This window comes from Pantoea sp. 18069, from assembly GCF_902706035.1.
Lineage (GTDB): Bacteria > Pseudomonadota > Gammaproteobacteria > Burkholderiales > Burkholderiaceae_C > Comamonas.
Genome location: NZ_CACSJA010000036.1, coordinates 39,768 through 50,717 on the forward strand (window position 1 = coordinate 39,768; position 10,950 = coordinate 50,717).

Consider the following 10,950-nt stretch of genomic DNA (forward strand, 5'->3'; position numbering starts at 1 on the left):
TCAGGGCGCCGTGCTGGCAAGGCATTACACCAACTGATTGCGAATCGCGTACACCGTGAGTTCGGCGTTGTTGCTCAGCTGCAGCTTCTCGAGCACGCGCGCGCGGTAGACGCTCACGGTCTTGGGGCTGAGCATCAGTTCCTCGGCGATGTCGGTCAGGCGCTTGCCCGAGGCGATCTTCAGCAGCGTCTGCAGTTCGCGCTCCGACAGGCTTTCGTGCGGGACTTCGACGACCGGCTGCGACAGGCTCTCGGCGAGCATCTGCGCGACTTCGGCCGTGAGGTATTTGCGGCCCTGCATGATCACGCGCACCGCGTCGATCAGCACCACCGGATCACCGGCCTTGTTCGCGTAGCCCTGCGCGCCGGCCTTGAGGCAGCGCAGCGCGTACTGGTCTTCGGGGTACATGGACACCACCAGCACCTTGATGGTCGAGTGCGTCTCGCGCAGGCTGGCCAGCACCTCCAGGCCGCTGCGCCCCGGCATGTTGAGATCGAGCAGCAGCACGTCGCAGGTCGCAGTGCGCAATACCTCGCGCAGCTCCGAATAGCCCGATGCCTCGGCTGTGACGCAGATGTCGGGAGCTTCCGTCAGGGTATCGCGGATGCCCCGGCGCAAGATCGCGTGGTCATCGCAAATTACCACATGGATCAATGAAGCTCTCCCGGAATGAAATCAACGTGCAATATTAGTGGGCCGGCAAAGGTACGGAAACAATGATGGATGTTCCGCGGCCCGGCTGGCTGCTGACATCGAGCCAGCCGCCGACGGTGCGCGCGCGCTCCTGCAGCCCGCGCAGACCGAAGGAGCGCGGTTTCTCGCGCTGCTCGGTTGTCATGCCGCAGCCATTGTCGGTCACCTCGAGCGTCAGGAAGCCTTCGCGGTCCGACAGGTCGATCTCCACGCGGCTGGCCTGGGCGTATTTGCCTATGTTGGTCATGGCTTCCTGCGCGCAGCGGTAGGCCACGAGCTGGATTTCTGGCGATGCCGCGATCTGCGCGCTGCTGGTGCGCATCTGCACCGCGACCCCCGTGCGGCGCTCGAAGCCTTCGGCCAGCCACTGCACGGCAGCCACCAGGCCCTGGTCGAGCACCGGCGGGCGCAGGTTCATCATGATGCGCTGGCTCGCGCCCAGCGCGAGCTGCAGCATCTCGAGCGCGGAGAGCGCATGGGCGTGCAGCGGCTGGTCGGCGGGCGTGTTGCGCGTGATCCAGGCCAGGTCGAACTTGACCGATGTCAGCGAGCCGCCGATGTCGTCATGGATTTCGCGCGCGATCGACGCGCGTTCCTCTTCGATCGACGACTGCAGGTGATCGGTGAGCTCGGCCAGGCGCCGCTGCGACAGCGCGAGTTCGGCCATGGCCTGCTTCTTGGCGCGGCGCGCTTCGTGCACTTCCATGGCCCGCGTGATCACCTGCGGCAGACGGGCGATGTCCTCCTTGCGCAGGAAATCGGTCATGCCCAGGCGCATCACATCCACGGCGGCGGCCTCGCCGATGGCGCCTGACAGCAGCACGAAAGGCGGGCGCTGGGCCAGCGGCGCGACCAGCGCCCAGGCGTCGAGGGCCGTGAAGCCCGGCAGGTGATAATCCGCGAGGATCAAGTCGAAGGCCTGGGTTTGCAGTGCCTGCTGTAGTGCGTCCAGCGTCTCCACGGTCTGGATGCGGCAGGCCAGTCCGGCGCGGCGCAGGATGATGCGTGCCAGGCCCTGGTCGGCAGGTGAATCCTCGATATGGAGGATATGCAGGGCTTGATCTGGGCTTTCAATCACCATAGGAGCGCTATCATAGGATACATCTTGGAACATGCCGGGTAAGCTTATGTTTGCCAGGCCGGGGGAGTGCGTGATTCATTGCGCCACTCCAGCCGTGTGCCGCTGGCCTCGTGCTAAAGCATGAGGGCGGTCGATGGGTTCACTCTGGTGCGGCCAGCGTGGTTTGTAAAGCATTTGCATCCTAAGGATGCTGGAAAAACAATGCAGTCAACGCTAACAGGGTCGAGGCAGCCTGCGGTCCAATTGCCAGTCATGGCGGCGGCCGACATACAGGACTCGCTGCTGGTGGTGATGCACGACCTCCATCGCCTCGAAGGCTTGCTCAACCACGCGACCGACAACTTGATTGCCCGTTTTGACGAGGCCAATGCCTTGCTGGAGCCGCTGGCTGCCGGCGATTCCTGTCAACTCGTGGCCGCGCGCGAGGTCCTGCGTTCGGCAGTGACCGAATTGCAGTTTCACGACCTGGCGAGCCAACTGATCAGCCACACCACGCGGGTGCTGCAAGCCTGTGCATTTCGCCTGGCAAATGAGACCATGGGGCAGGACGAGGACGAAGTAAGTGCGCCTCTGGCCGCGATCGCCCCGCAGCGCCCCAACCCCGTGACCCAGAGCGAGATGGATGCCGGTTCGGTGGAACTGTTTTGACATCTTCCCGCTTCACGCCCCCTATTTGAAAGTTCGTTACATGCGTTCAATTCTGGCTGTAGATGATTCCCCTTCCATGCGCAAGATGGTGGCCTTCACCCTTTCCGGGGCTGGCTACCACGTGGTGGAAGCGGTGGACGGTCTGGATGCCTTGGCCAAGGCACAGGCGCAGCAGATTGACCTGGTGCTTGCCGACCAGAACATGCCCAACCTCGACGGCATAGGCCTGACGCGCCAGTTGCGCGAACTGCCGCGCTTCAAGAACACGCCGATTTTGATTCTCACCACCGAGTCCAGCGACCAGATGAAGCAGGCCGGCCGCGCTGCGGGCGCCACGGGCTGGCTGGTCAAGCCTTTCGACCCCAATCGACTGATCGAAGTCATACAAAAAGTCATTCGCTGAGCATGGCTGGCGCGGACGATCCACGGAATACAGGAACCCAGATGGCGGATACACAGCACGACGCAGGCGCGGATTTCGATCTGACCCAGTTCTATCAGATCTTTTTTGAAGAGGCGGGTGAGAACCTCGACCAGATGGAGCAGATGCTGCTCAGTCTGGATCTGTCGGCAGCCGACGAGGAAGAGCTCAACGGCATTTTCCGTTGCGCCCACTCGATCAAGGGCGGCTCGGCGACGTTCGGCTTTGCCGACGTGGCCGAACTGACCCACAAGATGGAGTCGCTGCTGGACCGGCTGCGCCGCCATGAAATCACCCCCATCCCGCAGATGGTCGATGTGCTGCTCGAGTCGGCGGACGCTTCGCGCAGCCTGCTCGCGCGCCATCAGGCGGGCGGTGTGGGCGAAGCCATCTCGACGATCGACCTGGTGCGGCGCATCAGCGAACTCGCCGCGGGCGCCGCGCAGACCACAGCGCCGGCCGCCGCTGACCCCGTGTTCGTGCCCGCGACGCCGCCCGTGATGGCGCCGCCACCGGCGCCGGCACCCGCTCCCGCGCCGGCCCCCGCACCTGAGCCCGCGCCCGTCGCGGCCGATGGCACGCGCGCGCTGCAGATCCGCATCGGGCCGCTGGAACGCGTGGAGCTCGCCGATTCGATCAAGGAACTGTTCCGTGATATTCCGGGCCTGGGCAGCATCGACGATCTGCCCTGCGCCGACGCGGGCTGCCGCCTGTTCAGCGTCCGCACGACTTCGACCGATGACGACCTGCTCGACCTGTTCGCTTTCCATGTGTCCAAGGAGCAGGTGCAGATCTCCGCGGCGGCTGGCGCTGCGGCGCCGGCGCCCGCAGCGGTGGCCGCTGCAGTCCCGGCTCCCGCACCTGTCGTTGCCGACGTGGCATATCCTGCGGCCCACGAAGCCTATGGCTTTTTCAGCGGCGCGCCCGGCGAGCCGCTGACCGTCGACGCATCCGCCGCGGCCAAGCCGGCGGCCCGGGCCGCAAGCCCGGCGCAGATGGAGTCGACCAGCATCCGCGTGGCCGTCAACAAGGTCGACCAGTTGATCAATCTGGTCGGCGAACTGGTGATCACGCAGGCCATGCTCGCGCAGACCAGCCGCGGCCTCGAAGCTTCGGTCAACCAGCAACTGCTGGCCGGGCTCGCCGACCTGGATCGCAACACCCGCGATCTGCAGGAGTCGGTCATGTCGATACGCATGATTCCGATGTCCACGGTCTTCAGCCGCTTCCCGCGCATGTTGCGCGACCTGGCGAGCAAGCTCGACAAGAAGATCGACCTGCAGACCCTGGGCGAAGCCACCGAGCTCGACAAGGGCCTGGTCGAAAAGATCACCGATCCGCTGACGCACCTGGTGCGCAACAGCGTCGACCACGGCATCGAAACGCCCGCAGAGCGTCTGGCCGCGGGCAAGAGCGAGCAGGGCACGTTGACGCTCGCGGCCTCCCACCAGGGCAGCTCCATCGTGATCGAAGTGCGCGATGACGGCCGCGGCATGAACCGCGAGAAGATTCTTGCCAAGGCGCGCGAGCGCGGGCTCGACGTGTCGGACCAGATGGCCGATGCCGATGTCTGGCAACTGATCTTCGCGCCCGGCTTCTCCACGGCCGATGTCGTGACCGACGTTTCGGGCCGCGGCGTGGGCATGGATGTGGTCAAGCGCAACATTGCCGCGCTCAACGGCTCGGTGGAAATCGAGTCGGCCCAGGGCGTGGGCATGCGTGTGGCGGTGCGCCTGCCGCTGACGCTGGCGATCATGGACGGCATGTCGGTGGGCGTGGGCGAGGAGGTCTACATCCTGCCGCTGTCCTCGGTCGTCGAGTCCTTCCAGGTCAAGGCCGATGACATCAACACCGTGGCCCAGGGCTCGCAGTTGGTCAAGGTGCGCGACGAATACATGCCGGTGATCGCGCTCGAGCGCATCTTCGAAGTGCCGCGTGCCAGCGGCAGCGCGCCCAACGCCATCATGGTGGTCGTCGAGTCCGATGGCAACCGCGTGGCGCTGCTGGTCGACGAGTTGCTGGGGCAGCACCAGGTGGTGGTCAAGAACCTCGAATCCAACTACCGCAAGGTGCCGAACGTGTCGGGCGCGACCATCCTGGGCGACGGCACCGTGGCGCTGATCCTGGACACCGGCAGCCTGGTGCGGCGCGTGCGTTATTGATGGTCCCGCAAGGCAATCTGCATGAAAGCCGGGGCCTGCAGGTCCTGGCAGCTATCCAACGAGAAAGAGATCAATCATGAGCGTGATGGGCAAGATGGCCGAGGGTACGGCCGCGCGTGAATACCTGACGTTCCGCCTGGACCAGGAGGAATACGGGATCGATATCCTGAAGGTGCAGGAAATCCGCGGCTACGAGCCGCCGACGCGCATCGCCAATGCGCCCGCCTTCATCAAGGGCGTGGTCAATCTGCGTGGCACCATTGTGCCCATCGTGGACATGCGGCTGAAGTTCAACTGCTCGCAGGCCGAGTACAACAGCTTCACCGTGGTGATCATCCTGAACATGCACCAGCGCGTGGTCGGCATCGTCGTCGACTCGGTCAGCGATGTGATGGAGTTGCCGGCCGACGCGATCCGTTCCGCGCCCGATATCGACAGCGCGATCGACAGCGGCAGCATCACCGGCCTGGGCTCGGTGGGCGAACGCATGCTGATCCTGCTGGACATCGAAAAGCTCATGTCCAGCGACGACATGGGGCTGGTGGCCGCCGAGTGAGCCGGATCCGTACCCGCCAGTGCCTGTGGGCCAGCGCGCTTCCATGAATGCACCCATGCGCCAGACTTCAATCCTTCCCACGGCCCCCGGCATGGATACGGCGGAAAGCGCCGGTAGCCCGCTGACGCAGGGCCGCGAATTCGTCTGGGCAGACGCGGACTTCGCGCGCGTGCAGGCGCTGATCTACCAGCGTGCGGGCATCAGCCTGCATGACGGCAAGCACGCCATGGTCTACAGCCGGCTGTCGCGGCGCCTGCGCGAAACCGGCCACGCGAGCTTTCGCGACTATCTTTCCTGGCTCGAGAAGCACGACGGCCCGGAATGGCAGGAGTTCGTGAACGCGCTGACGACCAACCTCACGGCTTTTTTCCGCGAACCGCACCACTTCGAGATCCTGTCCTCGCATCTGCACAGCAAGCCCGCGGGCACGCCCTGGCGCGCGTGGTGCAATGCCGCGTCGACGGGGGAGGAGCCGTATTCGATTGTCATGACGGCACTGGAGACGCTGGGCGCGAAAGCGCCGTTCAAGCTCTGGGCCAGCGACATCGACTCGCGCGTACTGGCCTCGGCCGCGGCCGGTGTCTACCGCGCCGAAAACCTCAAGGGGTTGTCGCCCGAGCGGCTGCAGCGCTTTTTCCTCAAGGGCAAGGCATCGAATGCCGGCATGGCACGGGTCAAGCCCGAGCTGCAGCAGATGATAGAGTTCCTCAGCGTCAATCTGATCCGCGATGACTGGCCGTTTCGCGACCCGTTCGACGTGGTGTTCTGCCGCAACGTGATGATTTATTTCGACGCCGCCACCCAGCGCCGCGTGCTCGAGCGCATCCATCGCGTGATGAAGCCCGGCGGCATGCTGTTCGTGGGCCATGCGGAGAACTTCAGCGAGTCGCGCGATCTGTTCACCTTGCGCGGGAAGACCGTCTATGAACGACGTTGAGCGCTTCAGAGCGGCCACCGGCAGCGGTGGCCAAGAAAGGCGCCGCGCGCCGCGCATTGCGCCGCTGCGCAGCGACCTGCTGGCTGCGGCGCCCGCGCCGGCCTCGTCGCTAGAGATCCTGCGCATGCGTGCGCGCCGCCCCGGGCAGGCCTCGTTTTTCTATTTCGACCCCCACTTCCAGTACAACGCGGTCAAGGTGCTGCCGGGCGAGTATTTCGTCTCCAACGAAAACATGGCCATCGTCACCGTGCTCGGCTCGTGCATTGCGGCCTGCCTCTGGGACAGCCGCATGCATGTCGGCGGCATGAACCATTTCATGCTGCCCGACAGCGATTCAAGCGATGCCTCGGGACGCTACGGCTCGTACGCCATGGAATTGCTGATCAACGAGATGCTCAAGCTCGGTGCGCGGCGCGAAACCATGCAGGCCAAGATTTTCGGCGGTGGCCAGGTCATGCACAATTTCACGACAATGAACGTCGGCGAACGCAACACCGAATTCGTCAAGCAGTATTTGCAGACGGAGCGCATTCCTCTGGTTTCCGAGGATGTGCTCGATATCTACCCCCGCAAGGTGGTGTACTTTCCCGCCACAGGCAAGGCCATGGTCAAGCGCCTGGCCCATGCGCACCCGGATACCCTGGTGGCGCAGGAGGCCCAGCGCGGCAGTGCAGCCACCTTGGCGCGGACGACGGCAGGCGGCTCAGTCGACCTGTTTTAAGCGTGGCGAACACCACCCTTGCTGCGTCGTTGCTTTGCCTTGCCGTGCTATTCGCACTGTCTGCGGCAAAGCGCCTAGTATCAACCGCGAATCTTCGATTTGCTGGGTGGTGTCAGCCACTCTAATTAGGGCCAGAGCGAATGAACAGGAAAACACGTGTGATTGTGGTCGACGACTCCGCGCTGGTGCGCAGTCTGTTGTCCGAGATCATCAATCGACAGACCGACATGGAGTGCATAGGCACGGCCAACGACCCCTTGATCGCGCGCGAGATGATCCGCGAGATGAGTCCCGACGTGATCACGCTGGACGTGGAAATGCCCCGCATGGACGGCATTGACTTTCTGGGCCGGCTGATGCGCCTGCGCCCCATGCCGGTGCTGATGATCTCGACGCTGACCGAGCGCGGCGCCGAAGTCACCATGAAGGCGCTGGAGCTCGGCGCGGTCGATTTCGTCGCCAAGCCGCGCGTGGGCGTGGCCAACGGCCTCAATGATCTCGCGACCGAGATCGTCGACAAGATCCGCGTGGCCGCGGTGGCGCGCGTGCACCGCACGCTGGCCGCGGCCAACTCCGGCGCCGCAGCACCTGCGGCAGGCAGCCCATCCGCACGGCCCGGCCAGGCACAGTCGGCAGCGCCCGTGGCCATGCTCGGGCGTCTGTCGACCGAGAAGATCATTGCCATCGGCGCGTCCACGGGGGGCACCGAAGCCATACGCGAAGTGCTGACCCATCTGCCGGCCGACTGCCCGGCCATCGTGATCACCCAGCACATGCCCCCGGGCTTCACCACCAGCTTTGCGGCGCGGCTCAACACGCTGTGCCAGATCAAGGTCAAGGAAGCAGAGAACGGCGAGCGCATCCTGCCCGGCCACGCCTATATCGCGCCCGGCGGCAAGCATTTCTCCATCAACCGCAGCGGCGCCAATTACGTCGCCGTGGTCGACGACACGCCGCCCGTCAACCGCCACAAGCCGTCGGTCGAAGTGCTGTTCCGCTCGGTGGCCGCCTGCGCGGGCCGCAATGCGGTCGGCGTCATGCTGACCGGCATGGGCGCGGACGGCGCCGTCGCGATGCGCGAAATGAAGCTCGCGGGCAGCTACAACTATGTGCAGGACGAAGCCAGCTGCATCGTCTTCGGCATGCCGCGCGAAGCCATTGCCCATGGCGCGGCCGATGAAGTGCTGCCGCTGGTGCAGATTGCACCGGCGCTGCTCACGCGCCTGCGCAGCGGCAATGCCCATCATCGGATCTGATCGTCCATCCATAAAAAAAGGAGCCGAGGCTCCTTTTTTTACGTCTGCAGGCGCTCAGGCGCCCAGCTTTGACCACCGATCGAGCGCATCCATCAGCAGTTCATCGATCTCGGCATCGCGGCTGGCCAGCGTTGCGGCGCGCGCTGCGTCCTTGGCATAGATGCTGCCATCGGCCAGTTCGCCCTGAATCGACTTCTGCTCGGCTTCGAGCGCAGCAATCTGTTCTGGCAACTGCTCGAGTTCGCGCTGCTCCTTGTAGCTGAGCTTGCGCTTGGCGGGCGTGGCCGGGGCGGCGGGTGCGGCGGCGACAGCGGGTGCTGGCGCTGGTTGCTTGGCCGCCTGCTTGGCCTGCGAGGCAGCCAGGGCCTTGCTGCGGCGCGACTGCTCGAGCCAGTCCTGCACACCGCCTTCGTACTCGCGCCACAGGCCGTCGCCTTCATAGGCAATGGTGCTCGTGACCACGTTGTCGAGGAAGGTACGGTCATGGCTCACCAGGAACACCGTGCCGTCATAGTTGGCCAGCAGGTCTTCGAGCAGGTCCAGCGTATCGATGTCCAGATCGTTGGTCGGCTCGTCGAGCACCAGCACATTCGCCGGGCGCGCGAACAACCGCGCCAGCAGCAGGCGGTTGCGTTCGCCGCCGGACAGCGAGCGCACGGGCGAGCGCGCACGCGCGGGCGAGAACAGGAAGTCGCTCAGATAGCTCTTGACGTGCTTGCGCTGGTTGCCGATCTCTATCCATTCGCTGCCGGGGCTGATGAAGTCCTCGAGCGTGGCGTCCAGATCGACGGCATGGCGCATCTGGTCGAAGTAGGCGATCTGCAGATTGCCGCCCTGGCGGATGCTGCCGCTGTCGGCGGGCAGGCTGCCCAGGATCATGCGCAGCAGCGTGGTCTTGCCCGCGCCGTTGGGGCCGATCAGGCCGACCTTGTCGCCGCGCAGGATGGTGCCGGTGAAGTTCTTGACGATCAGCTTGTCGCCAAAGGACTTGCTGACCTCCTGCAGTTCGGCCACGATCTTGCCCTGGTAGCCGTCACCCTTGCCCGAGGCGATGTCCATGTTCACGCTGCCTAGCTTTTCACGCCGGCTGTTGCGGTTGTCGCGCAGCGCCTCGAGGCGGCCGATACGGCTTTGGCTGCGCGTGCGGCGCGCTTCCACGCCCTTGCGTATCCAGACTTCTTCCTGGGCCAGCAGCTTGTCGGCCTTGGCATTGATCACCGCCTCCTGCGCCATCTGCTCTTCCTTCTGGAGCACATACTGCGCAAAATTGCCGGGGTAGGAGCGCAGCGTGCCGCGGTCCAGCTCCACGATGCGGGTGGCAATGCTGTCCAGGAAGCTGCGATCGTGGGTGATGGTGATCACGCTGCCCTTGAAATCGACGAGCAGGCCTTCGAGCCATTCGATCGCATCCAGATCCAGGTGGTTGGTGGGCTCGTCGAGCAGCAGCACATCGGGGCGGGTGACCAGCGCCTGGGCCAGCGCCACGCGCTTTTTCGTTCCCCCCGACAGCGTGCCGACCACGGCTTGCGGATCCAGGTGCAGGCGCTGCAGCGTTTCTTCCACGCGCTGCTCCCAGTTCCAGGCGTCGTAGGCTTCGATCTGCGACTGCAGCGCATCGAGGTCTTCGTCCTCATCGCCCGACAGGTAGCGGTCGCGCAGCGTGATCACATGCGCGATGCCGGCGGAGGCCGATTCAAAAATCGTGTGCTCGGGCAGCAACTCGGGCTCCTGCGCCACATAGGAGATGCGCACGCCGGACTGCACCTGCATCAGGCCGTCGTCGGCCTTGGCCAGTCCGCCGAGAATTTTGAGCAAGGAAGACTTGCCGGCGCCGTTGCGGCCAATCAGTCCGATGCGCTCCCCGGATTCCAGTGAAAGCTGAGCGTGGTCTAACAGGGCCACATGGCCAAAGGCCAGTTGCGCGTCGATTAAGGTAATAAGTGCCATGGTGCGCGCATTATGGACGGCCGCCCTAAAACCTACAGTGCGTGCCCAGCGCACAGGCGCCCGCCAGGGCGCCTGTCTCCCGCCGCAGGCGGGAGCAGGGAAAGCTGACAAAAAGTTGAAAAATACCTCTTTAGACCCTTTTGCCTGTGTTACATTTGCACTCCGCTTCGAACACAGCACTGCCGGCAACGGCAGGCTGAAAGCGAAACGGAAAAGTTGATCCTTCTTTGGGAAACGGTTGAAAAACCGGGCTACAATGCAAGGCTTCGCTGCTCAAACAGTCATTCACTGATCGAGCAGCGGGAAACTTAAAGTTGACAGGGTCTTTAAAACTGTTGTAGAATTCAAGGCTCAGCTGATCGCAGCGAGTCCAGCAAGAAAGTCAAACTTCTTGCAGATCTTTAAAAATATACAGCCGATAAGCGTGGGCGTTTGAAGGCAACTGCCAAGTTCTTTTGGAACTAGTGCATAGCACTACAAACGCTCATGAAGAGAAGAAGTGAAGTTCACTTTGATTCTTTAATTTAT

Annotated in this window: 10 protein-coding genes; 7 read left to right on the forward strand and 3 right to left on the reverse strand. The window is 63.9% G+C overall.

The window, feature by feature from the left end:
* Window positions 1-24: 24 nt before the first annotated feature.
* A complete protein-coding gene (locus tag GVL12_RS21400; protein ID WP_235033942.1) occupies window positions 25-645 on the reverse strand; it encodes a response regulator transcription factor in 621 nt (206 codons plus the stop codon).
* A gap of 43 nt (window positions 646-688) precedes the next feature.
* Window positions 689-1,774, reverse strand: a complete 1,086-nt coding sequence (locus GVL12_RS21405) for an ATP-binding protein (protein WP_200843977.1) — start codon at window positions 1,772-1,774, stop codon at window positions 689-691.
* Between the two features lie 252 nt (window positions 1,775-2,026).
* Between GVL12_RS21405 and GVL12_RS21410 the strand changes: the two genes are divergently transcribed.
* The 7 genes from GVL12_RS21410 (at window position 2,027) to GVL12_RS21440 (ending at window position 8,475) form a co-directional block, all read left to right on the forward strand.
* Window positions 2,027-2,422, forward strand: a complete 396-nt coding sequence (locus GVL12_RS21410) for a hypothetical protein (protein WP_200843978.1) — start codon at window positions 2,027-2,029, stop codon at window positions 2,420-2,422.
* A 40-nt stretch (window positions 2,423-2,462) separates the two neighbouring features.
* Window positions 2,463-2,825, forward strand: a complete 363-nt coding sequence (locus GVL12_RS21415) for a response regulator (RefSeq protein WP_159917589.1) — start codon at window positions 2,463-2,465, stop codon at window positions 2,823-2,825.
* A gap of 41 nt (window positions 2,826-2,866) precedes the next feature.
* Entirely contained in the window at window positions 2,867-5,005 is a 2,139-nt protein-coding gene (locus GVL12_RS21420; protein WP_159917590.1) for a chemotaxis protein CheW, read from the forward strand.
* Window positions 5,006-5,081: 76 nt separating this feature from the next.
* Complete coding sequence (locus GVL12_RS21425) at window positions 5,082-5,561, forward strand: chemotaxis protein CheW (RefSeq protein ID WP_159917591.1); 480 nt, start codon at window positions 5,082-5,084, stop codon at window positions 5,559-5,561.
* 55 nt (window positions 5,562-5,616) lie between these two features.
* A complete protein-coding gene (locus tag GVL12_RS21430) occupies window positions 5,617-6,498 on the forward strand; it encodes a CheR family methyltransferase (RefSeq protein WP_159917592.1) in 882 nt (293 codons plus the stop codon).
* Window positions 6,485-7,219: a chemoreceptor glutamine deamidase CheD gene (cheD, locus tag GVL12_RS21435; protein ID WP_159917593.1), complete on the forward strand. Its 735-nt coding sequence runs from the start codon at window positions 6,485-6,487 to the stop codon at window positions 7,217-7,219. The genes GVL12_RS21430 and cheD overlap by 14 nt, the downstream gene beginning before the upstream one ends.
* 140 nt (window positions 7,220-7,359) lie before the next feature.
* Window positions 7,360-8,475, forward strand: coding sequence for a chemotaxis response regulator protein-glutamate methylesterase (locus GVL12_RS21440; protein ID WP_159917594.1), 1,116 nt, complete (start codon window positions 7,360-7,362; stop codon window positions 8,473-8,475).
* A gap of 54 nt (window positions 8,476-8,529) precedes the next feature.
* Here the strand turns inward: GVL12_RS21440 and GVL12_RS21445 are convergent, their stop codons facing one another.
* Complete coding sequence (locus GVL12_RS21445; RefSeq protein WP_159917595.1) at window positions 8,530-10,422, reverse strand: ATP-binding cassette domain-containing protein; 1,893 nt, start codon at window positions 10,420-10,422, stop codon at window positions 8,530-8,532.
* Window positions 10,423-10,950: the final 528 nt, after the last annotated feature.

Bases quoted from the DNA above. Each gene is read 5' to 3' on its own strand.
- GVL12_RS21405 (WP_200843977.1), bottom strand. From the start codon at position 1,774: ATGGTGATTGAAAGCCCAGATCAAGCCCTGCATATCCTCCATATCGAG.
- GVL12_RS21410 (WP_200843978.1), top strand. From the start codon at position 2,027: ATGGCGGCGGCCGACATACAGGACTCGCTGCTGGTGGTGATGCACGAC.
- GVL12_RS21415 (WP_159917589.1), top strand. From the start codon at position 2,463: ATGCGTTCAATTCTGGCTGTAGATGATTCCCCTTCCATGCGCAAGATG.
- GVL12_RS21420 (WP_159917590.1), top strand. From the start codon at position 2,867: ATGGCGGATACACAGCACGACGCAGGCGCGGATTTCGATCTGACCCAG.
- GVL12_RS21425 (WP_159917591.1), top strand. From the start codon at position 5,082: ATGAGCGTGATGGGCAAGATGGCCGAGGGTACGGCCGCGCGTGAATAC.
- GVL12_RS21430 (WP_159917592.1), top strand. From the start codon at position 5,617: ATGCGCCAGACTTCAATCCTTCCCACGGCCCCCGGCATGGATACGGCG.
- cheD (WP_159917593.1), top strand. From the start codon at position 6,485: ATGAACGACGTTGAGCGCTTCAGAGCGGCCACCGGCAGCGGTGGCCAA.
- GVL12_RS21440 (WP_159917594.1), top strand. From the start codon at position 7,360: ATGAACAGGAAAACACGTGTGATTGTGGTCGACGACTCCGCGCTGGTG.
- GVL12_RS21445 (WP_159917595.1), bottom strand. From the start codon at position 10,422: ATGGCACTTATTACCTTAATCGACGCGCAACTGGCCTTTGGCCATGTG.